Origin of the sequence: Paramesorhizobium deserti (assembly GCF_001558695.1) — a bacterium.
In the GTDB taxonomy this organism is placed as follows: Bacteria; Pseudomonadota; Alphaproteobacteria; order Rhizobiales; family Rhizobiaceae; genus Paramesorhizobium; species Paramesorhizobium deserti.
This window is the reverse complement of the sequence record NZ_LNTU01000034.1, coordinates 16,647-41,405: the sequence shown is the minus strand read 5'-3', so window position 1 is coordinate 41,405 and position 24,759 is coordinate 16,647. Positions and strand designations below refer to the sequence as shown.

The following is a 24,759-nucleotide window of genomic DNA, read 5'->3' as shown; positions in this document are numbered from 1 at the left end:
AAGTCTCGCGCAAGATTCGGCGCGTAGGTTAACAAAATATAAACGGGGTAACAGGCGGAAGAATCATGGGGCCGATTCATCTTTTCGACCTCGCTTCGCGGCAGGCGCAGTGGCTTTCCGTGAAGGAGGCAGCGATTTCGAGCAATGTGGCGAATGCCAACACGCCCGGCTTCAAGGCGCGGGACGTGGATCCATTCAGCGATGTGCTGGAAAAGACGCAGCTCAGCATGGCGGCGACCAATCCGCATCATCTGGAACTTGATGCGACAGGCATTACCGCAATCCAGATGCGCCAGAAGGATGTCGCCGAGACGACCCATTCCGGTAACACCGTCAGCCTCGAACAGGAGATGATGAAGGCCGGCGAGGTCAATCGCGACTTCTCCCTCAACACCAGCATCGTGAAGGCGTTTCATCGCATGATGCTGGCCGCGGTGAGGGGCTAGGCTATGGCTGATCCGATCATCAGCGCGCTGAAGGTAGCGGCATCAGGGCTTTCTGCGCAATCGACGCGCCTGCGCATCGTCGCCGAGAACATGGCCAATGTGCAATCCACGGCCAAGACGCCCGACGCCGATCCATACCGGCGCAAGACCGTATCATTCCGGACCGAACTGGAGCACACGACTGGTACGCAGGAGGTCCGCGTCGCGGAGGTGGGAACCGATTCCGCTCCCTTCGTGGAACAATATGATCCGAGCCATCCGGCGGCCGATGCGAGAGGTTACGTCAAATATCCCAACGTCAACATGGTGGTCGAGATGGCCGACATGCGGGAGGCGAACCGTTCGTATGAAGCCAATCTTCAGGTGATCAAGCAGGCCCGCGAGATGATCGCCATGACCATCGACCTTTTGAGGAATTCGTGATGATCGATTCTTTGTTGAGTGTTTCCACCCGCAATGCCCTGTCGAAATTGTCGGAAAGCGTCAGCGAAGCGGGCGCAGTCGGCGCCGCCATCGCTCCGGTCAATCCGTCCGCAGCCAATCAGCCTTCGGTCGGCGAAGCGTCGTTCGGCGACGTGCTGTCGCAACTGACGGGATCGGTGGGTGACAAGCTGAAAAATGCTGAGGCGATGTCGATTTCGAGCATGACCGGCGATGTGCCGACGCGCGAAGTGGTCAGTTCCGTCATGGAGGCCGAGCAGTCGCTGCAGACCGCCATCGCCATCCGCGACAAGATCGTCCAGGCCTATCTCGAGATCAGTCGGATGCAGATCTAGCGCGTAACTGGGCGAGTCGCCTGATCAGAAGCACCATTTTCGGGAAACCATCATGAAAGCGCTCACCATCGCCGCGACCGGCATGAACGCCCAGCAGCTCAATCTGGAAGTCATCGCCAACAACATCGCCAATATCAATACGACCGGGTTCAAACGGGCGCGCGCCGAATTTTCCGACCTGATCTACCAGGCGGAGCGGACGGCAGGCGTGCCCAACCGCGCAAACCAGAACATCGTGCCGGAAGGCGCGCTGGTAGGCTTGGGCGTCCAGACGGCGGCGGTGCGCAATCTGCACATCCAGGGCAGCCTCACCCAGACCGGCAATCCCCTTGATGTGGCGCTGACCGGCAATGGCTGGTTTCAGATCCAGAGCCCGACGGGCGAGACGCTCTATACGCGGGCCGGCGCCTTCAACAAGAATGCCGACGGACAGCTCGTCACCATCGACGGTAATCCGGTCGAGCCGGCGATCACCATTCCGGCTGATGCGGTGGAGGTGACGATTTCGGAATCCGGCCAGGTTTTCGCCAAGCTGCAGGACCAGATTCAGCAGGTCGATCTCGGCCAGCTGACGCTCGCCAATTTCACCAATGAGGCCGGGTTGGAGCCGCTCGGCAACAATCTTTATCGCGAAACGGAAGCCTCCGGCGCGCCGATTGTCGGCGTCCCCGGCGATCCGGGCTTCGCCACCTTGACGCAGCGCTATCTCGAAGCGTCCAACGTCGATCCGGTCAAGGAAATCACAGATCTGATCACGGCGCAGCGCGCCTATGAAATGAATTCCAAGGTCATCCAGGCGGCGGACGAAATGGCTGCCGTCGTTTCGAAGAACCTGCGGTAGGCCGATGGAAATGGAAATGCTGGTTCTAGGCGCCCCCCTCTGGCCTGCCGGCCATCTCCCCCGCAAGAGGGGAGATTACGCTATCATCAGCGTTTCAGCCAATCGCCAACATTATGTGAAAAGCATCGTCATCAATGCCAGACAATCTCCCCCCTTGCGGGGGAGATGGCCGGCAGGCCAGAGGGGCGCGCTGTCCCGCCAGCGTTCAAGGGGACTGAAGATGGCTTGGGACCGGATCGCAAGGCTTGCCGCACTGACGGGCGCCGCCGCGCTTGCCTGCATTCCAGCCGCCCATGCCGACCGGATTGCGTTCGTGGTGCCGTCGGCCGTTGTCTATCCCGGCCAGGTCGTGAGCGATACGGCACTTCTGGAAAAACAGTTCACCGCCAAGCCGGAGATCGCTGGGCAATATGCGCTGACGCCGGACCAGGTGGTGGGCAAGATCGCGCGGCGCACGCTCCTGCCGGGGAAGCCGATCCTGATCGGTGCGCTCGGTGAGCCGTCGCTGGTCCAGCGGGGCGTGCCCGCACCTCTTGTCTACACCGCAGGCGAGTTGACGATCACCGCGATGGGAACGCCGCTGCAGGCTGGTTCGGCAGGTGATTTCATCAAAGTACGCAATGTCGACAGCGGTCTGGTCGTTTCGGGGACGATCATGGCCGATGGCAGAATACGGGTGGGAATGCAGTGAAGCGGCTCTCTACCGCCTTTATCGCGCTTCTGGTTGGTGTGTCGCCGCTGATGGCGGACGAATCCACGCGTAATGCGCGGGATTTCGATTCCGCCGCCAAGGCCGACGCCGATTGGCTGGGTTCGGGCGGCAACCCGGCAAAAATGGCCTATTCAGACCTCGGTAAAGGCGGGGTCGTTGCCCGGCTGAAGGATATCGCCACTATTCAGGGTGTACGCGAGAACCAGCTGGTCGGCTATGGTCTCGTCATCGGCCTGAAGGGAAGCGGGGACTCCTTACGCAATTCGCCTTTCACGGAGCAGTCGATGCGCGCCATGCTCGACAATCTCGGCATCAGCGCGCCGAGCGGCGCGACGCGCTCCAAAAATACCGCGGCGGTGATCGTGACGGCCAATCTCCCGGCCTTTGCGGGAGCCGGCTCGCGCATCGACGTGACGGTCTCCTCGCTCGGTGACGCCTCATCACTACAAGGTGGCACGCTGGTGATGACCCCTCTCGCTGGTGCGGATGGTGAAATCTATGCCGTCGCGCAAGGCAACATGATCGTCTCCGGCTTTACCGCCGAAGGTCAGGCGGAAACGCTGACACAGGGCGTGCCGACCAGCGGGCGCATTCCGAATGGCGCGCTGGTGGAGCGCGAGGTGAAGGGTAATTTTGGTAAGGAAGGCGAGCTGGTCGTCGAATTGCGCGACCCTGATTTCACCACCGCCATTCGCGTTACGGATACGATCAACATCTTTGCCAAGCGCCGGTACGGCCAGCCGGTAGCAAAGGAGCGAGACGCCAAATCGATCCGGCTGCGCAAGCCGAAGAACGTGACGGCTGCCCGTTTCCTGGCGGAACTCGAAGGTCTGCCGGTTGCGACCGACGAGATTGCCCGCGTCGTCGTTGACGAGCGCACCGGAACGGTCGTCATCGGCGACAAGGTGCGCATCTCGAAAATTGCGATCAGTCATGGCAGCCTGACCGTGCGCGTTACCGAGACGCCGATGATTTCGCAGCCGGAACCGTTTTCCGACGGGGTGACGGCGGTTGAGCCGACAACCGATATCGCTGTTATCGAACAAGGATCGAAGATCGGCATGCTTTCCGGCACCAATCTGGAAAATCTCGTCAAGGGGCTCAACCAGATCGGCGTGAAGCCGACAGGCATCATCGCGATCCTGCAGGCGATCAAGACATCCGGCGCGCTGCACGCGGAACTGGTGGTGCAATGATGAAACGGTATAGGAAATCAAAGTCCAGGTCTGCCTCCCTGGTGATGGATATTGCGGCGGTGGCGCTGTGTCTGGCGCTGTCGACGACGATGTCGCAGGCGCAGGAGACAGGCGCAGTTGCTCCGCAAATGCCTACGGATTTCGAGGAAATCCAGAAATATTGCAGCAATATCAGCGATAATGCCGCCGATGCACGTTATGCCATTCAGGCCAAGGAGCTTTCCGAGCTGCGCGCGGAGGTCGATCAGCGGGTCAAGGCGCTGGAGGAAAAGCGCAAGGAATACGAAGCCTGGCTGAAACGGCGCAACGAGTTCATCGACAAGGCCCAGGACTCGCTGGTCGATATCATCTCCAAGATGAAACCGGATGCCGCGGCGGCGCAACTGGTGCTGATCGGCGACGAGGCCGCGGCCGCTCTTCTCCTCAAGCTGAACCCACGCATGTCGAGCGGGATCCTCAATGAAATGCCGCCCGAGAAATCGGCACAACTGGCGCGCGTCATCGTCGGCGCGCAGTCGGTCGGCCAGCCGGGCCGCAAGCCTCAGACACAACGGGCGAACCAGGTCCAATGAACAGGATTTTGAACAGAGCCGCCTTTTTCGCCGCTATCTCGGTGCTCGGCCTTTCCGGTTGCGCCAGCCCGATCCAGGAGGTCAACCGCACGCCGGACCTTTCGCCGGTCCGGACAGATATCGGCACGTCCTATGGCACAGGCGATACGTCGCAATTTCCGGGCCGGCCGGAAAACCGGAAATACTCGCTGTGGGACAAGCGTTCGACTAGCTTCTTCCGTGATCCGCGCGCTTCCAGTTCGGGTGATGTGCTGACCGTCATCATCTCGATCAACGACAAGGCCAATCTGGACAACAAGAGCGGCCGGCAGCGCGTATCATCGGCACTTTATGGGCTGGGCGGGGAATATTCGACAAGCGGCGGCTCGGCCGGCGATTTCTCGGGTTCGCTCAAGACGAATTCCGACAGCCGTTCGACGGGGCAGGGTGTGGTCGAGCGCAAAGAGGAGATCAGGCTTTCCATCGCGGCGATCGTCACCGATATCCTGCCCAACGGCAATCTTGTCATCAGCGGCTCGCAGGAGGTTCGCGTCAACAATGAGTTGCGCGTCCTCAACGTGGCCGGTGTGGTGCGGCCGCGCGATATCTCCGGCTACAACACGATCTCCTATGAGAAGATCGCCGAGGCGCGCATTTCCTATGGCGGGCGAGGGCGCATCAGCGAGATCCAGCAGCCGCCTTACGGCCAGCAGATCCTCGACCAGGTTTCTCCGTTCTGAGGCAGGCATGAGCGACGTGACACAATCCAGTGGAGAGACGGGAAAGGCGGCAGGCGGTTCGCTCGTCGGCACGCTCGCGGCCGTCGCGATACTGACTGCCGTGGCGGCAGGCGGCGGGTGGTTTCTCGGAGGCTATATCAGCGGAACGGAACAAGTGCCGGATCAGGCCATGAGCGATGCCGCTCCAAAGAAGAAACAGGAAGCCAAACCTCTCGGCGAGGTGGTGGCGCTGAAGCCGATCCTGACCAATCTGGGCGTGCCGTCAACAACGTGGATACGCCTGGAGTCGGCGCTCGTCGCCAAGCCCGGTGAAGAGATCGCACCTGAAATGGCGATGAACATTTCCGATGATTTCATGGCCTTTCTGCGCGGCGTCAATCTGATGCAATTGCAGGGCGCGACGGGCCTTGCCTATCTGCGCGCCGATTTGGAAGAGCGCGCCAGAATGCGGTCCGAGGGCAAGGTGGAGCGGGTGTTCATTTCCTCGCTGGTGGTGGAATGAGCAGACGTTTCCTTCTCGTTGCTGGTCTTCTGTTCTTCACCGCAGGTGATGCGATTGCTCAGGTCCCTTCACTCGACGCGTTGATTCCAGCCGGCAATGCGACAGCGAGCGGACAGATCGTCCAACTCCTGGGGCTTTTGACGGTGCTCTCAATCGCGCCAGGCCTCCTAATCATGGTGACGAGCTTCACGCGCTTTGCCATCGCCTTCTCGATGCTGCGTTCCGGCCTGGGGCTGCAAACCGCGCCGGCCAATCTGGTGATGATCAGCCTGGCGCTGTTCATGACCTTCTATGTGATGGCGCCGGCCTTCGACAGGGCGTGGCAGAACGGCGTGCAGCCGCTGATGCGCAATGAGATCGCACAAGACGCAGCGCTGCGAGAGATCGCGTCGCCTTTCCGCGAATTCATGCAGCGCCAGGTGCGCGACAAGGATCTGCGGCTGTTCGAGGATCTGGCCGACCCCTCCTTCCGGACGGGCGAGGATGGTGTGGTCGATCTGCGCGTTCTGGTGCCCGCTTTCATGATTTCGGAGCTGCGGCGTGGATTCGAGATCGGCTTTCTCATCGTCCTGCCGTTCTTGGTCATCGACCTCGTCGTGGCGACGCTCACAATGTCGATGGGCATGATGATGCTGCCGCCGACGGTGCTGTCGCTGCCGTTCAAGATCCTGTTCTTTGTTTTGATCGACGGCTGGAACATTCTGGTCGGTAGTCTGATCCGGTCCTTTTCCTGATCGGCGGAAAAAATTGCGGCGTTAATAGAACGGTAATAATTGGCGGATAAAGATCGCGGCATGACGGATTTGCCGCGACTTGTCGGCAATAGGCATGATGCCGCTCCGCCATGCCGGTTTCAGCCCGGCCTGTCCCTAAAAAAAATCTCAATCCAAAACCGCGTGATTTTCCAAAAAAGATTCAACTTTTTGGGATCATGCTCTGAAAAGGGGCAATACCCATGGCCAGTCTTCTGACCAATGCTGCGGCTATGACCGCATTGCAGACGCTTACCGCCACCAACAATGCGCTCGCCACCACGCAGGACCGCATCGCCACCGGCAGGAAGGTCAATACGGCAGCTGATAACGCTGCTTATTGGTCGATCTCGGTCAGCATGGAGTCGCAGAGCAAGACCATTTCTGCCGCTCAGGAAGCTCTCGGCGTTGGTAAGGCAGTCGTTGATACCGCTGTTACCGGCCTTGAAGAGTCGATCAAAATCGCCGAGCAAATCCAGGCGAAGCTCGCTACGCTTGGCAGCCCCGGCGTTGATGACGCGATTGTTCAGGCTGACGTCGCAGAAATGAGCGCACAGATCGTTGACATCGCAAAATCTGCTTCGTTCGAAGGCATCAATCTTTTGTCGACGGCCGGCACTGACGTTACCATCACCACGGGTTACACCTCTTCTGCAGGTGGTGGTACAGCTGCCCTCAACACCATGACGGTTGCGAAGTACGACCTTGAAGGTGCATTCGGCACGGCGCCGGCGACAGCGGCGGATGCGGAAACCACGATCAAGGCAATGCGTGCAGCTGCCGCCACGCTCGGTTCCAAGGCAAGCCGCATCGAGTCGCAGACGTCCTTCAACAGCAAGCTGATCGATGCACTCGATCGTGGCGTTGGCGCTCTCGTCGATGCCGACATGAACAAGGAATCGGCACGTCTGTCGGCTCTTCAGGTTCAGCAGCAGCTTGGCGTACAGGCTCTGTCGATTGCCAACTCGAGCAACCAGAGCATCCTCTCGCTGTTCCGTTAATACGGCGATAAAGCGGGGGGCAGGGGGACCGTGCGGGGGGCACGGTCCCTTTCCGTGTTTTAATCACGGCTTATCAAGCGGGGCGTTTCCCGCTCTAACTTCGCGCAAGCTTCGCTCGCTATGGTCGCTATGAAATGATGGCGGCAGGATGCGATGCAGAAGAATTTCCGGCAATTTCTCGAACAGTTTTCAGGCGCGCTGGCCAAGCTCGGCACAAGACGGCTGATCGCCTTGGGACTCGTGGGCGCAGCGCTCTTTGGAACAATCCTGTTCTCGAGCTTCTATTTCAGCCGGCCTCCTTACGAGACGCTCTATGTCGGGCTCAATCGCGACGACATCAACCGCATGGGCATGGCGCTTGGCGAGGCCGGCATTCCTTTCGACGTGAAATCGGACGGCACGTCCATCCTGGTTCCATTCGGCAAGGCTGAGCAGGCCCGCATGCTTCTGGCGGAAAAGGGACTGCCGACAAGCAACAATGCCGGTTACGAGCTTTTCGACAATATGGGCTCGCTGGGGCTCACTTCCTTTATGCAGGAGATCACCCGTGTGCGGGCGCTGGAGGGCGAGATCGCCCGGACGATCCAGGCTATCCGGGGGATCAAGGCGGCACGCGTCCATATCGTTCTTCCGGAAAAGGGAAGTTTCCGGCGCGCCGACCAGAAGCCTTCGGCATCCGTCGTCATCCGGACCGAGGGCGGCTTTGCCGTGGAATCGGCCCAGTCCATCCGTCAGCTTGTGGCCGCCGCGGTTCCGTCGCTCGACGCGGCTTCAGTGACCGTCCTTGACACCAATGGCCGCCTGTTGGCATCGAGCGGCGATCACGCCAATGGCGCGGCGGTGATGACCGCGACACTGGAACAGCAGGTTTCGGCCTCGATCGACGAGAATATCCGCAAGGCGCTGGCGCCCTATCTGGGCGTCGGCCATTTCCAGACCAGTGTGCAGGTGGCGCTCGACACGGACCGCCGGCAGATCAGCGAAACGCTCTTCGATCCCGAATCACGGGTCGAGCGCTCGGTGCGCGTGGTGCGCGAAAACGGCGCTTCGCAGAATTCGAAGAGCGATAATGCGACGGGCGTCGAACAGAATATCCCGCAGGAGGAAATCCAGAGCAACAACGGGGAAAGCTCGTCGGAAAGAAACGAACGGCGCGAGGAACTGACCAATTATGAGATCAACAGCAAGACCGTCTCGACGGTCAGCGACGGCTATTCGGTCAGGCATCTCTCGATCGCCGTGGTCATCGACCAGGCACGGCTCCTCGCCTCGGCGGGCACGACACCACCGCCGGCGAACTTTGTCGATGAACAGGTGGCCAAGATCCGCGATCTGGTTTCGACCGCGGCGGGGCTCAATGCCGACAGAGGCGATGTGATCAACGTCACGGCGCTGAATTTCATGGATCCGGTCGGTGACGACATGCAGCCTACGTCCAAGCCGATATCGGAGTTGATCCTGGGGCAGGCCGGCAGCCTCATCAATGCTGCCGCGCTGCTCGGCGCGGTCGTGCTGATCATCTGGTTCGGCGCAAGGCCTCTGATGCGCGAAATCGCCGGAAATCCGGCAGTCGCGGCCGCGGGTGAGCGCGAGGCGGGCGAAGTCGCCGTTCCGGATCTAACGAGCTCGGGGCAACTGGCGACTATCGGCGCGGCCGGCGAAACGGCACTCTCGGGGGCAAATGCCTATGCGGCTCAGGCGCAGGACAGCCTCGAAGACCTCCGCCAGCGGATGCGCGCGCCGGCGCGCTATCGGCTGGAGCAGATGATCGAGATGGACGAAGAGCGCGTCGCAGCGGTCCTCAAGCAGTGGGTACATGAGGGAATGCAGGCTCCGATCGAAGCACGCGCCTTCGCCGGCCGGGAAGCGGAACGCAAGGCGGCATGATCATGGGCTCTCCTTCCATCGCCAGCCTTCTTTCCGATTTCTCACCGCGACGCATTCCCGACGAGAGGGTGATCATTCTTTCCGCTTCGTCAGGGGAAGACGAGCCTGACGAAGAGGCGGTTGCAGAACAGCCATTCGAAGAAATGATCGATGCCGAACTTCAGCTGAAACAGGCTTTCGAGGCTGGCCGTGATGCGGGCCGGGCGGAATCCGATGCGCTTTATGAAGCGGAAAAGCAGCGCATGCAGCGGGTGCATGAGGAGGAGATCGGCGCAGTCAAGGCTGCCGTCATGAATGAGACCGCCGATCGTCTGATAATGCAGTTGAATAAGGGATTCGCAGCGCTCGAAGCGTCCTTCTCGCAGCAGCTCGCCATGCTTGTCGAGCCGCTTATCGCCGAACACATGCGCAAGAGCGCGGTCGCCGACTTCGCGCGGGCGGTTGCCGACACCGTGAAGCCTGCAACAGCCATGGAAATAAGGGGGCCGCGAGAGCTCATCGATGCGCTGCGAAGCGTGGATGGGTTTGCACATGAGCAATTCACACTCGTCGAGGCGGAGCAGACGGAACTCAGCTTGAAGCTCGGCGAGACTATCATCGAAACCCGGCTGGCGCCTCTGCTTGACGAATTGAAGGCACTCGTCCGATGAATATCGATCCGGAGACCCAACGCGAGATCATCATCGTGCGCCGCGGCGGCGGAGCGGATCATGACGAGCATCACGGCGGCGTCTGGAAGATCGCTTATGCCGACTTCATGACCGCGATGATGGCGTTCTTCCTGGTCATGTGGCTCATCAATGCCACCAATGAGGAAACCAAGGCGGCGGTGGCGAGCTATTTCAACCCGGTCAAGCTGATCGACCGGCACTCGAGCCACAAAGGTGTGGAGGAGATCGACCTCAACGAGGGCAAGGTCCGTTTCGAGAGCGACAAGGCTGCGGAGGAGGGCACCAAGGTCATCAACGATTCGAAGGCCCAGACCCCGTCCGAAACTGAAGAACGGCTGATGTTCAAGGAACCCTATGCCGTTCTGGCCGAAATCGCCAATGAGACCGGCGTCATGCAGAACCAGTCGAAAGCAGGGGAGGGTGGTGCCGCGACAGCGGGTCCGATGACCGGTTCGGAGGGCGGCAAGGCCTATCGTGATCCCTTCAACCCAGATTATTGGTCGAACCGTGCCGACGACGAGCTGTTTCCCACCATGGCGGAAACGGCGCCGCCACCCCGCTCGCCGACGGATGATGCAAAGCAGGGTGCGCCGGAAGCGCAGGGTTCCACTGCCAAAAAAATAGCAGCAGAGGATAAGAAGGAGCAGGCGGAAAAAGCGCAGAGTACGCCGGCAAAAGCCGAAAACCCGCCGGATGCGAAGGAAACCGCTGAGGCAGAAAAGCTGGCGCAGGAGATCAACAAGGCGACTGCCGGGGAGGGGCAGGGCAGTCCTGATATCGCTGTTGTGCCCGCCGAAGGCGGTGTGATGATCCAGCTGACCGACAAGATCGATTACGGCATGTTCGCCATCGGCTCGGCCAAGCCCGACAAGCGCGTGGTCGAGGTTCTGGAAAAAATCGCCAAGATCATCGCCGGCAGGCACGGCGACGTCATCATCAGCGGCCATACGGATGCGCGGCCATTCAAAAGCGATGCTTATGACAATTGGCGGCTCTCATCGGCGCGCGCGCAGATGGCCTATTATATGCTGGTGCGCGGCGGTCTCGATGAAAAGCGGATATTGCGCGTCGAGGGATATGCCGACCGGCAGCCAAAAAAGTCTGATGATCCCTATGCCGCGGAAAACCGCCGCATCGACATCTTCCTGAAGACGGCGCCGTGATGAGCAGATACAGACGCTCCCTGCGTGCCGCGATATTTGCCCTGGCGTGCTCGGTCGCCATGGCGCCAGCTGGTGCGTTCGGTGCGCAAACTGCGGCTCAATCGCAGTTAGCGCGGCTAGAGCCTTATCAGCTCGTCCGCTCCCTGCGCATGCTGCAGGATCAGGTGGTTGCCGGCAAGCCGGAGGCGCTTGCCATGTTGAACCGCGTTCTGGTGCGTATCGCGGAACAATTGCGGACAAGCCCGCCCGATGTCTGGTCGAGAACGGACAATCTCCATGCGGCGGTCATCTATCTCCTGAATGGCGGCAACCCCGATGTGGTGAGGCCCGTCCTGGCGGCTGCTCCGTCTGAAGCTCTGCCGCCCCGCCTCATCGCAGGCGCCCTGGCCTATGCCGATGCCAATTCTGGTGAGGTCCTGCAGCAGTTCTCCGACCCGCTGCCGCCCGAACTGCCGAAGGAGCTGGTCGCATCGATCTACCTCGTCACTTCGCCCCAACTGGCGACGAGCGACCCCGCCATGGCGTTGAAACGGCTCGACATGATCCGTCTTACCATGCCCGGTTCGCTGTTCGAGGAGGCGGCGATCCGGCGCAGCCTCAGGATTGCGGCGCGACTTCATGATGCGGGGAAGGTGAACGTGCTGTCGCGGAACTATCTCCAGCGCTTTCCCCATTCGCCCTATGCGCAGGATTTCTTTCCGCAGTTTGTCGATGCGCTTCTGCAACTGAAGGATCGGCTCGGAAACGACGAAATAGCGGAGCTGGTGCGGTTTGCGAGTCCTGCGGCGCAGCATGCCCTCTATCTGCGCTTGGCGCGCGGCGCACTGCTGGACGGGCAGATGGAGCGTGCTAGGTTCGCGGCCGCCAGGGCGGCCGAACTGGCGGCCGAACTGCATCTGGACGACACCCAGGCCAAGCTCTACTCGGCGGCGAGCAAAGCCGCGTCGATGCGTGCGCAGGACGCCATGCACACATTATCGGAGATCCCGAAGGAACGCCTGCACGAACGCGACAGACGGCTTCTTGAAGCGGCCGAGGCAATGGCTGGACGGGTTATCCAAGAGCCGGCGCAGGCAACGGCCAGACCGGCAGCGCCACCCAAGGTGGAGTCGATTCCAGTCTCGACCGGCAGCGAAGCGGGTCCATCATGGGCACAAGAGGGCTCCGAGCCGGACACGGCCATCCAGGACACGGTGGACGAAACAAAAAAGAAGCTGGCGGAAATCGACCGGCTCCTGGGAAGGGCGACCCAATGACGATTGACGACATCCTTCCGCAGATGGCACGTCCTTCCGCGCGCCAGACGCATGCGGAGGCACCGAAATCCAAATCTGCGGTCTCATCGAGGGATGAGAATGCTGCTGATGTGAAAACAGCGGCAAGTTTCGAAGCGCTTGTCAAGGAGGTCACGGACAAGGCGGAGAAGCGGAGCAGTCGGACATCGGACCCTGACGAGGCTGAGGCCGAGCATTGGAATGACGATACGGCTCCCAACGCCAAGGAACCGGGCTCGGTTTCCACCATTGCCACTCAGGCCATGCTTGCGTTCGATCCTTTTCGCGTGAGGCAGGCGGAGACGGTTGCATCCGAAGATACGGTGGAGGCTTTGGCTGGCGATGCCGGAGAAAGCGCAGAGCGAAGCGGGCAAGGTTCAAACATCGATGGAGAAATCCAGTTGGACGAGAGCGCTGGCATGCAGCCCCAGAATGCGAAGATAGAAGGGAAAGCGCCGAAACATGCCGATATGGCGGGACATCCTACCGAGGCTCGGCAGGCGGTCGATAGCCGGGCTTTGGATGGGCTGCCCAAACCGAATGGCGAAGGCAAAGCGCCTGTTGCAAATGATGATGAGCCGGGATCATCTTCATCGGTAGGTGGCGAAGGAATTCGTCGCCAAAGCGGTGCTGAAAAAGATGCAAAGTCCGCCGTGCAGGCGGATACAGGCGGCACGGCGATCAAAGGGCGTGGCGAGGTTTCCGATAGCGGCGCGTTGCAACCAAATACGCAAAGCCGGATGGGCGGCGTGAGCAATCAACCCAACCTGGCGAATGCGCCGGCTTCGGCAAAACCGGCCATGCATATCGCCGACATAGAAATTGTCTCGGAGCGCAGCTACGGCGCGACGAGGACGCTCAATATCCGGTTGCAGCCGGTTGAACTGGGAACGGTTACCGCTCGGCTGCGGCTCGTTCCCGATGGTATGCAGGTGGAACTGGTGGCCGACAGGCGCGAAACGGCGGAGCGTCTTGCCGCCGATAGCGACATGCTTGGCAAGGCGCTGCGGACAGCAGGGCTCGACGACAGTGTCGTCCTCGCCATCACGGTGACGGAACGCGGGCACTCTTCCACGGCGAATATGATGAACAATCAGGCAGGACAGCAGAATTTTAGCGCACAAGATCAATCCGCAGGGCGCAACGGTGGGCATCCGCAGACCAATATGGGAGAGGGGAATGGCAATCGGGATCGGCGCGGGGACTGGGGCGCGGACGAGCAGGCGCAGGGAAACGCCTCGTCTTCGCCTGCCGATGCGCGTAACGGCCGTCCTCTGTCTCGCGGTCTTGTGGTCTAGCATCGTTGCGCTTGGCTCGGCATCCGCACGGGCGGAGAATGCCTGCGAACGGGAGATGCACAAGGCGGCTGCCAGATATGGTGTTCCGATCGGCATCCTCTATGCCGTCGGCCTGACGGAGACCGGGCGAAAGAACTCGTTGCAGCCCTATGCGATGAATATCGAGGGTAAGGCGGAGTTCTATCCGACGGCTGCTGCGGCGCTATCACGTTTCGAGCAGGCAAGGCGGCAGGGTGCACGCCTGATTGATCTCGGCTGTATGCAGATCAACCATTACTTTCATGGAAAGGCGTTTCCCTCGGTTGCGCAAATGCTGGCGCCGAGCACCAATGTCGACTATGCCGCACGCTTCCTGAAGCAGCTTCGGGCCCGCGAAGGCAACTGGACCCTCGCCGTGGCCCGGTATCACGCCGGACCCAATAACGACCCTGCACAGAAGAAATATGTTTGCCGGGTAATGGAAAATATGGTGGCGACAGGCTTCGGAAACTGGACTGCGCAAGCGCGCAGCTTCTGCCACGCTTGATCTGTAACGCATTGTTATGAATCGTGAAAATAGGGGTTTGTTAAAGCTTTATAAAGCTTTTCGCCGCTATCGATATGACGCTCACGGTCGTCTCGCAAATCGCTTTTTGTCATTGCGCATCTTCTAATATGTATCCCAATCTATTGATCCCAATAAATTGGGATTGCTGCTGAGTCGCGGCGCCAGCTAGTTGTTGTTCCCACGGGGTAACATACTGATTCGGAAGGCGGGCCGATGATTGTGGTTGTGGACGAACGCAATCTAGTGACAAGTGGGTATTCTGCTTGGTTTGGGCGGGAAGGAATTTCGACGACTGGCTTCTCTCCGGCTGATTTCGGCGATTGGGTCGATTCAGTTCCGCAGAGCGATATACTGGCCGTCGAAGCTTTTTTGATTGGCGAATGCGCCAATCGTAATCATCTTCCTATTAAAATACGTGAGCGTTGCTCGGCGCCGGTCATTGCCGTCAACGAGACGCAGTCACTGGAGCATACGCTGGAGTTGTTCCAGTCGGGTGTCGACGACGTGGTCCGCAAGCCGGTTCACGTTCGCGAGATTCTCGCGCGCATCAATGCCATCCGCCGCCGTGCCGGTGCGGATGCGGCGGGCGCTCAGGCGGGAACGCAGGTCGGCCCGATCCGGGTGTTCTCGGATGGACGCGACCCGCAGATCAACGGGGTGGAATTTCTGCTCCCGCGTCGCGAACGGCGGATCCTCGAATATCTCATCGCCAATCGCGGGCGCAGGCTGAACAAGACGCAGATCTTCAATGCGATCTACGGCATCTTCGACAGTGAGGTCGAGGAGAATGTGGTTGAAAGTCACATCAGCAAGCTGCGCAAGAAACTGAGGGAAGCCCTGGGTCACGATCCCATCGATTCAAAGCGCTTCCTCGGCTACTGCATCAATATCGAGTAGTCGTCCTTCGGCCGGCTGCATGGGCCGGTCCATACTGTTTTCCCAGAAAAGTGAGTGCTCTCGGAGCGACAGGTTCACGCAAGGGTCGTGAGCTAGCCTCGATTCCGGAAATCCTCACATCAGGAGATGGAAATGAGCCTTTATGGGATGATGCGCACCGGCGTTTCGGGCATGAATGCCCAAGTCAACCGTTTGTCGGCCGTTGCGGAAAACATCGCTAACGCCAGCACTGCCGGTTACAAGCGCGCCAGCACGCAATTCGCCTCGCTCGTGCTGCCGAGCACGGATGGCCAGTACAACTCCGGAAGCGTCAAGACCGAGGTGCGTTACGGGATTTCCGATCAGGGCGGCATCCGCTCCACGGCATCGTCGACCGATCTTGCCATTGACGGAAATGGCTTCTTCGTCGTCAGCAATGCGAACGGCACGCCCTACCTGACCCGCTCGGGCTCGTTCGTGGCGGACCCGGAGGGCAATCTCTATAACACCGCCGGCTATTACCTGATGGGCTATCCGGTGGTGAACGGGCAAGTGAACAGCGTCGCCAACGGCTTCCAGGGGCTGGAAAAGATCAACGTCGCGCAGATGGACCTAGTCGCGGATCCGAGCCGAACCGGTAAATTCACGGTCAATCTGCCGGCGGATGCCGACGCCGTTACCGCTCCAGAGGCCGGGGCTAATGATCCGGATTCAAGCTTCACTAACAAAACCTCGCTCGTTGCCTATGACAATCTTGGTAAGGCAGTGGTTCTCGACGTCTATTTCAGCAAAACCGCTGATAATCAGTGGGAAGTCGCGGTTTATAACGCCAAGGATGCACAGGCCAATGGCGGCTTTCCCTACGCGTCCGGTCCGCTCGAAACCTCGACCATGACGTTCGACGCAGCCACTGGAAAACTCACCGGGGGCAGCAATCTGACGGGCGGCAAGCTCGCGATCGATATTCCAGGCGGGCAAACGCTTAATCTCGATCTTTCCGACACGAAGCAGCTTGCCGGTAAATATACCGTCTACGAGGCTAATATCGACGGCCAAGGCCCGAGCGCAATCAAGAGCGTGGATATCGGTGCGGATGGTTCCGTTGTTGCCCTTTATGAGAACGGAAGCCAGCGCGAAATCTATCGCATTCCGCTCGGCAACGTGGCGAGCCCGGATAACATGAAGGTGCTGAGCGGGAACGTATACGCGCCCAGCGAGGATTCGGGCGGTATCCAGCTCGGATTCCCGCAGGATGGCGGTTTGGGCAGCATTTCCTCCGGTGCGCTCGAGGAATCCAATGCCGATATCGCCGAAGAACTCACCGAAATGATCGAAGCACAACGCAGCTACACCGCCAATTCCAAAGCCTTCCAGACCGGCGCGGATTTGATGGATGTGCTGGTCAACCTGAAGAGATAGCCCTTTTGATGCGGGCGGGATTGGATAAAGGATGTCACTAAGTTCTGCATTGCTTACGGCGCAGAGTGCTCTCACTGCCACGTCAAAGCAAACGGCGCTGGTATCGCGGAACATCGCCGGCTCAAGCGATCCGAACTATGTCAAGCGCACTGGATCCCTGGTCTCGGGCGCCTATGGCTCGGTCTATGTGAACGTCAGCCGTTCGGCGGACGAGGCGCTGCTGAGCCGCTATATCCAAGCCAACAGCCAGAACGCGGCATCGAGCACGCTCGCTACGGGGCTCGATCGTCTGTCCTCGCTCTATTCGGCGGATGACTATTCCGGCTCGCCCGCGGCTCTCATCGGCGATTTGCGCGATGCGCTGCAGGCCTATGCCACCCAGTCCAGCCAGAGCACGACGGCCGGTGATACTGTCGTCAACAAGGCCGTGTCGCTTGCCAGCGCACTCAACGAGGGCACGTCCCAGATCCAAAAGCTGCGGGCCGACGCGGACGCCGACATCGCCGCCTCGGTCGACAGCATCAATGGGTTGCTGGCGAAATTCGAAGAGGTCAATAGCAGCATCGTCAACGGCACCCGGTCGGGTGCCGACATCTCGGACTTTCTTGACCAGCGTGATTCGATCCTGAAACAGCTGTCGGGCGAGATCGGCATCACCACCATGACGCGGGCCGACAATGACATGGTGATCTTCGCCGAAACCGGCGTGACACTGTTCGAGAAGACCGCACGCAAGGTGAACTTCGAACCGACGACGGCTTTCGCTCCCGGCAGCAGCGGTAACAATGTCTATATCGACGGTGTACCGCTCTCCCACAGCACTTTCGAGCAACCCTATGGGACCGGACGCCTGAGCGGTCTTTTGCAACTGCGCGACCAGGTCGCGCCGGACTATCAGAGCCAGCTCGACGAAATCGCCAGAAGCCTCGTCACCCTGTTCTCGGAAACGGACCAGACGGCCTCCGGCCTGCCGCCCATCACCGGCTTGTTCAGCTATTCCGGTTCACCCGATGTGCCGGCGGATGGGGCGCTCGTGCCCGGCATTGCCGGAACGATCCGTGTGCCATCCGCCTATATCCGCTCCGAAGGCGGCAGCTCGGAGCTGCTGCGCGATGGTAGCGGCGGCGCTTATGATTACAATACAGAAAATGCCGCCGGTTTCTCCGATCGCTTGCAGCAGCTGATCGGATTGATTAGCGCGCCGCACAGCTTCGATCCCGCTGCGGGTGCTGGAGCGAACCTTAGCATCATCGACTACAGCACCGCTTCGGCAGGTTGGCTCGAAGGCAAGCGGCAAGCGGCAGCTGACAGCCGTGCCTATAATTCAACTGTCTCGTCGCGCGCGGAGCAGGCGCTTTCCAATGCCACCGGTGTCGACATCAATGAAGAGATGGCTCTCCTTCTCGAACTCGAACAATCGTTTCAGGCATCAAGCCGGGTCCTGACGACCATCGGCTCGATGCTCGACGATCTCCTCAATGCGGTGAGGTAATCATGAAAGCCCAGTCAGTTTCATCCTACGCTCTTTCAAATGCCTTGCGTTCGGTCGTTTCCAAAGCGCAGACGGAGTTGTTGAAAGCGCAGCAGGAAGCGACCACCGGCACCGTTTTCGATGTCGGCCTGGCGCTAGGGGCACGTTCCGGCCAGACGATTTCGCTGCGCAAGGAATATGACAGGCTGACGTCGCTGACCGACATGAACAAGCTGGTCTCCGAGCGGATGAAGACGTCGCAGACAGCGATCGAGAGTGTGATCGACGAGGCGCAGGATTTCCTGGCCAATCTGACGGGGGCGACCTCGACCGCGGGAGGAAAGAACACCATCGTCCAGAGCGCCAAGTCGGCGCTTCAGACGACGATCGGTCTCCTCAACAGCACCTATGCCGGCGAATATATCTTTGCCGGCGTCAATACCGATGTGAGGCCGGTCGGCGACTATTATGCCGACGACAGCGCGGCTCGGACAGCGGTTCAAACCGCTTTCGAAAGCCACTTCGGATTTGCGATGGATGCCCCGCAGGTCGCCGACATTTCTGCGGCCGATATGGAAGCATTCCTCGATACGGCATTCGCCGACGAATTCAGCGAAGCGAACTGGAGCAGCAACTGGTCCTCGGCCTCAAGCACGGTGATCAAGAGCCGCATCGCACCGACCGAGCTCTTGGAGACATCGGTCAGCGCCAATGGGGAGGGCTTCCGGAAGGCCGCGATGAGCTTCACCATGGTTGCCGAACTCGGCAATATCGGCCTCAACGACGACGCCTTCTCCGCGTTGATCGACAAGGCTCTCTCGACGACGACCGGGGCGATCACGTCGGTGTCCCAGTCGCAGTCCACGCTTGGCATTGCGCAGGCCCGAACGACCAATGCCAATACGCGCATTGCGGCCCAGCTCAACATTCTGAACAACTCTGTCCGTGATCTCGAAGCCGTCGATCCCTATGAGGCGGCGACGCGCGTTAGCGCGCTGACTTCGCAGATCGAGACGTCCTATGCGATGACGGTCAGGCTCATGGGTATGAGTCTGCTCAACTACTTGAAGTAATTTTTTGAAGTAATGCTTAAGGGGGTTAATTTGATTCTTTAAGTATTACTTTCCTGAAATACGCCCGGAGACGATATGTATCAACTGCGCTATGAAGATGTAATGAGCGAAGATACGGCGAGCGCAAAGGAACGCGAGCGCATGCTCTTCGATCGTTCCATCGAAAAGCTTGAAGCTGCCCGCGAGCATGGCGCATCCTCGCGGGAAGGCATTGACGCCGGCTATTTCACCCTGCGGCTGTGGACGACGCTGATCGAGGATCTCGGCAGTGAAGAAAATGCGCTGCCGAAGGAGCTCAAGGCGGCCATCATTTCCATCGGCATTTTTATCCTCAAGGAACTGGAACGGATCAGGCAGGGCGAGTCCGACGATTACGATTCCATCATCGATATCACCCGAACGATCAGGGATAGTCTCTAGATGGCACAAGAGAAGGCATCGGCGTCCAAAAATACCATGCGCCTTTCGCTGCGGGCGGGCGAGAAAATCTATATAAACGGGGCGGTGCTCCGTGCCGACCGCAAGGTTTCGCTCGAACTCCTGAACGATGCGACCTTTCTTCTGGAGAACCATGTTCTCCAGCCCGAACAGACGACGACACCTCTGCGTCAGCTCTATTTCGCGGCGCAAATCATGCTCATCAATCCGGCCGTCGCAGAGCAGGCAGGCGAAACCTTCAAGGCCATGCTGAAGGCGATGCTGAAGACGTTCGAGGATGCGGAGATCCTGAAAGGACTGAAGCTCACCGACGAACTCGTCCACCAGGGCCGCGTGTTCGAGGCGCTGAAGACCCTTCGCGGCCTTTATCCCATCGAGGCAGCGATCATGGGCAGCGATGAAGCAAAGCGCGAACCCAGAATTCTGACCCAGGTTTCGGAGGCCGTGGCATGACGACCACACCCAGCGTTTCCAACCAGACGACGAACAACAACACGTCGACGACAGCCACCAGTTCGGCGGCGAGCGCGGCCACGGCGGATTATAATTCCTTCCTGAAACTCCTCGTCGCGCAGATGAAGAACCAGGATCCGACGCAGCCGATGGATTCTACGCAATATGTCTCGCAGCTGGCGACATTCTCCAATGTCGAACAGGCCGTGCAGATGAACAGCAAGCTTGAGAAGCTTCTCGGCAATTCCGCGCTCTCTCAAGCCGATGGCCTGATCGGGCGTACGGTTACCAACGCCGACGGGACGATCAGCGGTGAAGTGAAATCCGTGCGCATCCTGCAGGACGGAATGGTTGCGAAACTCGCCGACGGCACCGAGCTGCCGATCACGGCGGGCGTCACCATCAGCTGAGACGGCGTGGTGGAGGCGGGCGATGAACGAGGCGGATGCGCTCGACATCATCAATTCGGCGATCTGGACGGTCCTCGCTGCCAGCGGTCCCGCCGTTCTTGCCGCCATGGTCGCCGGCATCGGCATCGCACTTTTCCAGGCACTGACGCAGGTGCAGGAAATCACGCTCACCTTCATTCCCAAGATCATCGTGATATTCGTGGTCCTGGCCTTTACCGCGCCCTTCGTCGGGGCGCAGATCAATGCGCTTACGCTTCTCACTTATTCGCGCATCGAAAAAGGTTTCTGAGCAAATCCTCGCGCAAGCTTCGCAGACTATTCTCCCCGAACAGCATGGGAGAACAATGTGCAGCAGAGTGCAATCAAATCGTTCGGTGACAAGGGATTTCTGACGGGCAGCGACATCGGTTTCGCGGCCGGCATTGTCATCATCCTCACGGTTCTGTTCCTTCCCGTCCCGGCGCTGCTTCTCGATATCGGCCTTGCCTTCTCGATCGCTTTTTCGGTGCTGATCCTGATGGTTTCCCTTTGGATCCAGCGGCCGCTGGATTTTTCGGCTTTCCCGACAGTGCTCCTGATCGCGACCATGATGCGGCTGTCGCTCAATATCGCCACGACCCGCGTGATCCTCACCCACGGTAATGAGGGCTATACGGCGGCGGGCAACGTCATCCATGGTTTCTCGCAATTCGTCATGGGCGGCGATTTCGTCATTGGGCTGGTCGTCTTCTGCATTCTCATCATCGTCAATTTTCTGGTCATCACCAAGGGCGCTACCCGTATTGCCGAGGTAGGCGCGCGTTTCACGCTCGATGCCATCCCCGGCAAGCAGATGGCAATCGACGCGGACCTTTCCTCGGGACTGATCGACGAGAAGCAGGCGCAGCACCGCCGGCGGGAACTGGAGGAGGAGAGCTCGTTCTTCGGCTCGATGGACGGTGCATCGAAATTCGTCCGCGGCGACGCCATCGCCGGTCTCATCATAACGACCGTCAATATTTTCGGCGGCATCGTCATCGGCGTCACCCGTCACGGGATGGATATCGGGCAGGCGGCTGACGTCTTCACCAAGCTTTCGGTCGGTGACGGCCTGGTGACGCAGATTCCCGCCCTCATCGTCTCGCTCGCCGCTGGCCTGCTCGTCTCCAAGGGCGGCACGCGCGGCTCCACCGATCAGGCGGTGTTCGGTCAGCTCGGCGCCTATCCCAAGGCCCTCTTCATCGCGGCACTTCTGCTTTTCGTGCTTGGTGTCCTGCCCGGCCTTCCGGCCTTTCCGTTTTTCATGCTGGCGGCCGGGATGGCGACTATCGGGTTCGCGATTCCGCGCCGCCTGGCGCGCAGACGCGAGGCGGATCTGGCGGAAGTCGCCAAAAAGCAGCGGCAGGCGGAGGAAGAAGAGCGCAATTCGGTCAAGGCTTCGCTGGAGACGGCACAGATAGAACTCTGCCTGGGCAAGCAGCTCTCGACGAAGCTTCTAGCCTCGCAGGAAGAACTCGCCCACCGCGTCAACAAGATGCGCAAGAAATTCGCGCTGGAATACGGTTTCGTCATTCCGGAGATCAAGGTCACGGACGATCTCTCGCTGGCGCCCAAAGTCTACCGGATCAAGATTCACGGCACCGCCGTCGCCTCACACGAATTGCGCGTGGGCGAAACACTGGTTGTGCTCGGTGAGCGCAACCCGCCCGATGTGCCGGGTGAGGAGATGCGTGAGCCGGCCTTCGGCATGAAGGCCTATTCGGTGCCCGAGACCTTCGCAGCTGAACTCAAGCGCGATGGCTATATGACGGTGGATAATCTCTCCGTGCTGCTGACCCATTTGAGCGAGATCATCCGCAACAATCTGGCGCAGCTTCTCTCCTATAAGGACATGCGCATTCTGCTCGACCGGCTCGGGCCTGAATACCGCAAGTTGCTCGACGATATCTGTCCCGGCCATCTTTCCTATTCCGGGCTGCAGGCCGTGCTTAAGCTCCTGCTTGCCGAGCGGGTTTCGATCCGCAATTTGCATCTCATCCTGGAGGCGATCGCCGAGATCGCGCCGCATGTGCGTCGCTCCGAGCTGATCGTCGAGCATGTGCGGATGCGCATGGCGCAGCAGATATGCGGCGATCTTTCGGAAAACGGGGTGCTTAACGTGCTGAGGCTCGGCAATCGCTGGGATCTCGTTTTCCACCAGAGCCTCAAGCGGGATGCAAAGGGTGAGATCATTGAATTCGACATCGAACCGCGCCTGCTCGAGCAGTTCGGCACCGAAGCCAGTACGGCGATTCGCAAACATCTGGATAACGGTGAGCGCTTCGTGCTGGTCGCTTCGCCCGAGGCACGTCCTTATATCCGCATGATCATCGAGCGGCTTTTCGCCACGCTTTCCGTACTCTCCCATGTGGAGATCGCGCGCGGCGTCGAAGTGAAATCGCTCGGGACGATTTCCTGAGAGCGGGGCCGCGTGCTGTTGCCCGTGATATTTTCGCTGCCGCTCAACGAAATGGTGCTAACCGCATTTCTGGTTTTCGCCAGGGTGGGGGCCTGTCTGATGGTCATGCCGGGAATATCAAGCCCGCGCATTCCGATGCCGGTTCGGCTTTTCCTTGCGCTTGCCTGCTCGCTGATGGTCGTTCCGCTGCTTCAGTCACGGTTGGGAATCACGCTCGAAAACGTGCAGCCCTGGACGATCTTGCGGCTTATCGTAACGGAAAGCATGGTCGGCGGGCTGATCGGCATATTGGCGCGCGTCTATTTCTGGGCGCTGCAGTTCATGGCAAGCACCGTGGCCATGGCGATCGGCTATTCCGGCCCGCCGGGCGGTTCAATCGAAGAATCGGAACCGCAGGCGATCATCGCCAGCATCATCACGCTTTCAGCACTCTTTCTGTTTTTTGTCACTGACCTTCATCAAGAAGTGTTCCGGGCACTCCTGTCCTCTTATTCCGTCATTCCGATCGACAGCGGTTTGCGGCCTGATGCAGCGCTTGTGGACATCACGGACGCCTTCTCCCGCGCCTTCATCGGTACATTGCGGATCGCGGCGCCGTTTCTCGCCTTCGCAATTCTCGTCAACATCGCCATCGGCCTCGTCAACAAGCTGACGCCGACGATCCCGGTCTACTTCATCTCGCTGCCATTCGTGCTCGCCGGTGGTCTGGTGCTGATTTACTTCCTCCTGCCGGAGCTCCTGAGCTTCTTCGTTTCGGAATTGGATATTCACCTACGCAGCTTTTAGGAGTTCAGAAGATAGCCCCCGATCTCAAAAGCCTGAAGAGAATGGTCGCGGTTCAGTCGCTGATGAAGGCGAGGCTGGAGATGGTGATCTCCGGCCTCGTCGCCGGCTTGGCGGAAATCGCGGCGGACAACGGCGAACTGCTGGCGATGCAGGATCGCCGTTACGAGGGAGGTGCGTCTTTCGTCGACCCTGTGGCGATCCTCACCCGGCTCAACGCCAATGCGCGTCGCAAGGCTCAATTGGAAAGTGAACTCGCCGCCGAGCGGCAGGCGCTGCTTCAGGCATCACGCCGGCTGGATGTGCTTGAGGGTCGGATATCGGATTGCAGGCGTGAGCAGGAGAAGATCGCCGAAACCAGTCTCATTGATGAATTGATAGCCGGGAAACTGCGCTTCGGCTCAAGCTTGCCGTAAGTTTGGGCGGGTAAAGTAGCTGGAAATATGGAGAGAGGATATTTATCGACATGGCGATAAATCCGCCGTCAGATCTGGTGCTCGACGTTGCAAATGCGGCTGATCCCGAAAAATTCAAGGCGTCAGTCGAACGGCTGCGCGCGCTCGCGTCGTCTCGGATAACCACCGATCCGTCATCCGCACAGGAGGCATTTTCAGTTGAGGCCACTGCTTCGGACGCAACGGTATCAAAAAACACCGGGCATAATCCCGTCTATACGAAGTTCGAAGCGTTCATGCTGCAGTCCTTCGTCCAGTCGATGTTCCCGCAGGATGCGAGCGCGGTCTTTGGACAGGGTATCTCCGGCGAGTACTGGAAATCGATGATGGCGGAGGCGATCGCCCAGAAAATGGCGGATGTGGGCGGGATCGGCATCGCCCGTATGCTGGAGGTGCAGGGCGCGCGGCTGGCCGAGGCCGGTATGCCGGTTACGGCCAGCCTGATGAATGTGAAATCGCTGGAGGTCGAATCGGGCGAAACGCGTTCAGTTTCCACGGATATTCTTCATCAGGCGGAACGACAGCTCATACAGCGACAATTGAACAATACCGATGCGAATGCGGATTCGGACCCGCGGACATCCTGA

29 protein-coding genes are annotated in these 24,759 nt (G+C 59.6%); all 29 read left to right on the top strand.

The features are described from left to right. Positions 1-65: 65 nt before the first annotated feature. The 29 genes from flgB to ATN84_RS16325 all read left to right on the top strand — a co-directional run bounded on the left by flgB (position 66) and on the right by ATN84_RS16325 (position 24,759). The gene (flgB, locus tag ATN84_RS16465; protein WP_068882769.1) at positions 66-446 is read left to right on the top strand and encodes a flagellar basal body rod protein FlgB; all 381 of its coding nucleotides are present in this window, start codon (positions 66-68) and stop codon (positions 444-446) included. Positions 447-449: 3 nt separating this feature from the next. Beyond that, positions 450-869: a flagellar basal body rod protein FlgC gene (gene flgC, locus ATN84_RS16460; RefSeq protein WP_068882768.1), complete on the top strand. Its 420-nt coding sequence runs from the start codon at positions 450-452 to the stop codon at positions 867-869. Then, positions 869-1,222, top strand: a complete 354-nt coding sequence (fliE, locus tag ATN84_RS16455; protein WP_068882767.1) for a flagellar hook-basal body complex protein FliE — start codon at positions 869-871, stop codon at positions 1,220-1,222. The genes flgC and fliE overlap by 1 nt, the downstream gene beginning before the upstream one ends. Before the next feature lie 52 nt (positions 1,223-1,274). Continuing rightward, entirely contained in the window at positions 1,275-2,063 is a 789-nt protein-coding gene (gene flgG / locus ATN84_RS16450; RefSeq protein WP_068882766.1) for a flagellar basal-body rod protein FlgG, read from the top strand. Positions 2,064-2,283: 220 nt separating this feature from the next. Beyond that, the gene (flgA, locus tag ATN84_RS16445; RefSeq protein WP_082766337.1) at positions 2,284-2,754 is read left to right on the top strand and encodes a flagellar basal body P-ring formation chaperone FlgA; all 471 of its coding nucleotides are present in this window, start codon (positions 2,284-2,286) and stop codon (positions 2,752-2,754) included. A 50-nt stretch (positions 2,755-2,804) separates the two neighbouring features. Beyond that, complete coding sequence (locus ATN84_RS16440) at positions 2,805-3,971, top strand: flagellar basal body P-ring protein FlgI (RefSeq protein ID WP_201026403.1); 1,167 nt, start codon at positions 2,805-2,807, stop codon at positions 3,969-3,971. 89 nt (positions 3,972-4,060) lie between these two features. Then, complete coding sequence (locus tag ATN84_RS16435; RefSeq protein ID WP_068883492.1) at positions 4,061-4,543, top strand: MotE family protein; 483 nt, start codon at positions 4,061-4,063, stop codon at positions 4,541-4,543. Beyond that, entirely contained in the window at positions 4,540-5,262 is a 723-nt protein-coding gene (gene flgH, locus ATN84_RS16430) for a flagellar basal body L-ring protein FlgH (RefSeq protein WP_068882764.1), read from the top strand. Before ATN84_RS16435 ends, flgH begins: the two co-directional genes overlap by 4 nt. A 7-nt stretch (positions 5,263-5,269) precedes the next feature. Beyond that, a complete protein-coding gene (locus tag ATN84_RS16425) occupies positions 5,270-5,764 on the top strand; it encodes a flagellar basal body-associated FliL family protein (RefSeq protein WP_068882763.1) in 495 nt (164 codons plus the stop codon). Further along, entirely contained in the window at positions 5,761-6,498 is a 738-nt protein-coding gene (gene fliP / locus ATN84_RS16420; protein WP_068882762.1) for a flagellar type III secretion system pore protein FliP, read from the top strand. The genes ATN84_RS16425 and fliP overlap by 4 nt, the downstream gene beginning before the upstream one ends. Before the next feature lie 221 nt (positions 6,499-6,719). Further along, positions 6,720-7,517 (top strand): flagellin N-terminal helical domain-containing protein, encoded by a 798-nt coding sequence (locus ATN84_RS16415; RefSeq protein WP_068882761.1) that lies wholly within the window; start codon positions 6,720-6,722, stop codon positions 7,515-7,517. Positions 7,518-7,670: 153 nt separating this feature from the next. Further along, positions 7,671-9,404: a flagellar basal-body MS-ring/collar protein FliF gene (gene fliF, locus ATN84_RS16410; RefSeq protein ID WP_068882760.1), complete on the top strand. Its 1,734-nt coding sequence runs from the start codon at positions 7,671-7,673 to the stop codon at positions 9,402-9,404. 2 nt (positions 9,405-9,406) lie between these two features. Further along, entirely contained in the window at positions 9,407-10,054 is a 648-nt protein-coding gene (locus ATN84_RS16405) for a hypothetical protein (protein ID WP_153020272.1), read from the top strand. Then, positions 10,051-11,238, top strand: coding sequence for a MotB family protein (locus ATN84_RS16400; RefSeq protein WP_068882758.1), 1,188 nt, complete (start codon positions 10,051-10,053; stop codon positions 11,236-11,238). The genes ATN84_RS16405 and ATN84_RS16400 overlap by 4 nt, the downstream gene beginning before the upstream one ends. Continuing rightward, positions 11,238-12,494, top strand: a complete 1,257-nt coding sequence (locus ATN84_RS16395) for a hypothetical protein (protein ID WP_068882757.1) — start codon at positions 11,238-11,240, stop codon at positions 12,492-12,494. Before ATN84_RS16400 ends, ATN84_RS16395 begins: the two co-directional genes overlap by 1 nt. Further along, complete coding sequence (fliK, locus tag ATN84_RS16390; RefSeq protein ID WP_082766336.1) at positions 12,386-13,810, top strand: flagellar hook-length control protein FliK; 1,425 nt, start codon at positions 12,386-12,388, stop codon at positions 13,808-13,810. The genes ATN84_RS16395 and fliK overlap by 109 nt, the downstream gene beginning before the upstream one ends. A gap of 55 nt (positions 13,811-13,865) precedes the next feature. After that, the gene (locus tag ATN84_RS16385; RefSeq protein WP_244491124.1) at positions 13,866-14,336 is read left to right on the top strand and encodes a transglycosylase SLT domain-containing protein; all 471 of its coding nucleotides are present in this window, start codon (positions 13,866-13,868) and stop codon (positions 14,334-14,336) included. Between the two features lie 234 nt (positions 14,337-14,570). Then, entirely contained in the window at positions 14,571-15,254 is a 684-nt protein-coding gene (ftcR, locus tag ATN84_RS16380; protein ID WP_068882754.1) for a flagellar transcriptional regulator FtcR, read from the top strand. A 132-nt stretch (positions 15,255-15,386) separates the two neighbouring features. Continuing rightward, complete coding sequence (locus ATN84_RS16375; protein WP_068883490.1) at positions 15,387-16,652, top strand: flagellar hook protein FlgE; 1,266 nt, start codon at positions 15,387-15,389, stop codon at positions 16,650-16,652. 31 nt (positions 16,653-16,683) lie between these two features. After that, positions 16,684-18,144 carry a flagellar hook-associated protein FlgK gene (gene flgK, locus ATN84_RS16370; protein WP_068882753.1) on the top strand — a complete coding sequence of 487 codons (1,461 nt, stop codon included), beginning with the start codon at positions 16,684-16,686 and terminating at the stop codon, positions 18,142-18,144. 2 nt (positions 18,145-18,146) lie between these two features. Then, on the top strand, positions 18,147-19,196 hold the full coding sequence (locus ATN84_RS16365; protein WP_068882752.1) for a flagellar hook-associated family protein: 1,050 nt from the start codon (positions 18,147-18,149) through the stop codon (positions 19,194-19,196). 75 nt (positions 19,197-19,271) lie between these two features. Then, positions 19,272-19,616 carry a flagellar biosynthesis regulator FlaF gene (gene flaF, locus ATN84_RS16360; RefSeq protein WP_068882751.1) on the top strand — a complete coding sequence of 115 codons (345 nt, stop codon included), beginning with the start codon at positions 19,272-19,274 and terminating at the stop codon, positions 19,614-19,616. Then, entirely contained in the window at positions 19,617-20,087 is a 471-nt protein-coding gene (gene flbT, locus ATN84_RS16355) for a flagellar biosynthesis repressor FlbT (protein WP_068882750.1), read from the top strand. Beyond that, positions 20,084-20,497 carry a flagellar hook assembly protein FlgD gene (gene flgD, locus ATN84_RS16350; RefSeq protein WP_068882749.1) on the top strand — a complete coding sequence of 138 codons (414 nt, stop codon included), beginning with the start codon at positions 20,084-20,086 and terminating at the stop codon, positions 20,495-20,497. Before flbT ends, flgD begins: the two co-directional genes overlap by 4 nt. A gap of 22 nt (positions 20,498-20,519) precedes the next feature. Then, positions 20,520-20,786 (top strand): flagellar biosynthesis protein FliQ, encoded by a 267-nt coding sequence (gene fliQ / locus ATN84_RS16345; RefSeq protein ID WP_068882748.1) that lies wholly within the window; start codon positions 20,520-20,522, stop codon positions 20,784-20,786. 57 nt (positions 20,787-20,843) lie between these two features. Next, positions 20,844-22,934: a flagellar biosynthesis protein FlhA gene (flhA, locus tag ATN84_RS16340; protein WP_068882747.1), complete on the top strand. Its 2,091-nt coding sequence runs from the start codon at positions 20,844-20,846 to the stop codon at positions 22,932-22,934. Positions 22,935-22,952: 18 nt separating this feature from the next. After that, positions 22,953-23,720, top strand: coding sequence for a flagellar biosynthetic protein FliR (gene fliR / locus ATN84_RS16335; protein ID WP_068883488.1), 768 nt, complete (start codon positions 22,953-22,955; stop codon positions 23,718-23,720). A gap of 41 nt (positions 23,721-23,761) precedes the next feature. Beyond that, positions 23,762-24,133 (top strand): hypothetical protein, encoded by a 372-nt coding sequence (locus tag ATN84_RS16330; protein WP_068882746.1) that lies wholly within the window; start codon positions 23,762-23,764, stop codon positions 24,131-24,133. Positions 24,134-24,183: 50 nt separating this feature from the next. Continuing rightward, the gene (locus tag ATN84_RS16325) at positions 24,184-24,759 is read left to right on the top strand and encodes a rod-binding protein (protein WP_068882745.1); all 576 of its coding nucleotides are present in this window, start codon (positions 24,184-24,186) and stop codon (positions 24,757-24,759) included.

Excerpts from the sequence above, each read along its gene's own strand:
- flaF (WP_068882751.1), top strand. The coding sequence starts at position 19,272 with ATGTATCAACTGCGCTATGAAGATGTAATGAGCGAAGATACGGCGAGC.
- flgB (WP_068882769.1), top strand. The coding sequence starts at position 66 with ATGGGGCCGATTCATCTTTTCGACCTCGCTTCGCGGCAGGCGCAGTGG.
- ATN84_RS16385 (WP_244491124.1), top strand. The coding sequence starts at position 13,866 with ATGCACAAGGCGGCTGCCAGATATGGTGTTCCGATCGGCATCCTCTAT.
- ATN84_RS16400 (WP_068882758.1), top strand. The coding sequence starts at position 10,051 with ATGAATATCGATCCGGAGACCCAACGCGAGATCATCATCGTGCGCCGC.
- ATN84_RS16405 (WP_153020272.1), top strand. The coding sequence starts at position 9,407 with ATGGGCTCTCCTTCCATCGCCAGCCTTCTTTCCGATTTCTCACCGCGA.
- ATN84_RS16440 (WP_201026403.1), top strand. The coding sequence starts at position 2,805 with ATGGCGGACGAATCCACGCGTAATGCGCGGGATTTCGATTCCGCCGCC.
- ATN84_RS16425 (WP_068882763.1), top strand. The coding sequence starts at position 5,270 with ATGAGCGACGTGACACAATCCAGTGGAGAGACGGGAAAGGCGGCAGGC.
- ATN84_RS16375 (WP_068883490.1), top strand. The coding sequence starts at position 15,387 with ATGAGCCTTTATGGGATGATGCGCACCGGCGTTTCGGGCATGAATGCC.
- ATN84_RS16365 (WP_068882752.1), top strand. The coding sequence starts at position 18,147 with ATGAAAGCCCAGTCAGTTTCATCCTACGCTCTTTCAAATGCCTTGCGT.
- fliQ (WP_068882748.1), top strand. The coding sequence starts at position 20,520 with ATGAACGAGGCGGATGCGCTCGACATCATCAATTCGGCGATCTGGACG.
- flgC (WP_068882768.1), top strand. The coding sequence starts at position 450 with ATGGCTGATCCGATCATCAGCGCGCTGAAGGTAGCGGCATCAGGGCTT.
- ATN84_RS16415 (WP_068882761.1), top strand. The coding sequence starts at position 6,720 with ATGGCCAGTCTTCTGACCAATGCTGCGGCTATGACCGCATTGCAGACG.
- fliE (WP_068882767.1), top strand. The coding sequence starts at position 869 with ATGATCGATTCTTTGTTGAGTGTTTCCACCCGCAATGCCCTGTCGAAA.
- flgG (WP_068882766.1), top strand. The coding sequence starts at position 1,275 with ATGAAAGCGCTCACCATCGCCGCGACCGGCATGAACGCCCAGCAGCTC.
- fliP (WP_068882762.1), top strand. The coding sequence starts at position 5,761 with ATGAGCAGACGTTTCCTTCTCGTTGCTGGTCTTCTGTTCTTCACCGCA.
- flgD (WP_068882749.1), top strand. The coding sequence starts at position 20,084 with ATGACGACCACACCCAGCGTTTCCAACCAGACGACGAACAACAACACG.
- flgH (WP_068882764.1), top strand. The coding sequence starts at position 4,540 with ATGAACAGGATTTTGAACAGAGCCGCCTTTTTCGCCGCTATCTCGGTG.
- flbT (WP_068882750.1), top strand. The coding sequence starts at position 19,617 with ATGGCACAAGAGAAGGCATCGGCGTCCAAAAATACCATGCGCCTTTCG.
- fliF (WP_068882760.1), top strand. The coding sequence starts at position 7,671 with ATGCAGAAGAATTTCCGGCAATTTCTCGAACAGTTTTCAGGCGCGCTG.
- flgK (WP_068882753.1), top strand. The coding sequence starts at position 16,684 with ATGTCACTAAGTTCTGCATTGCTTACGGCGCAGAGTGCTCTCACTGCC.
- ATN84_RS16395 (WP_068882757.1), top strand. The coding sequence starts at position 11,238 with ATGAGCAGATACAGACGCTCCCTGCGTGCCGCGATATTTGCCCTGGCG.
- ftcR (WP_068882754.1), top strand. The coding sequence starts at position 14,571 with ATGATTGTGGTTGTGGACGAACGCAATCTAGTGACAAGTGGGTATTCT.
- ATN84_RS16435 (WP_068883492.1), top strand. The coding sequence starts at position 4,061 with ATGTCGCAGGCGCAGGAGACAGGCGCAGTTGCTCCGCAAATGCCTACG.
- ATN84_RS16325 (WP_068882745.1), top strand. The coding sequence starts at position 24,184 with ATGGCGATAAATCCGCCGTCAGATCTGGTGCTCGACGTTGCAAATGCG.
- fliK (WP_082766336.1), top strand. The coding sequence starts at position 12,386 with ATGGGCACAAGAGGGCTCCGAGCCGGACACGGCCATCCAGGACACGGT.
- flgA (WP_082766337.1), top strand. The coding sequence starts at position 2,284 with ATGGCTTGGGACCGGATCGCAAGGCTTGCCGCACTGACGGGCGCCGCC.
- ATN84_RS16330 (WP_068882746.1), top strand. The coding sequence starts at position 23,762 with ATGGTCGCGGTTCAGTCGCTGATGAAGGCGAGGCTGGAGATGGTGATC.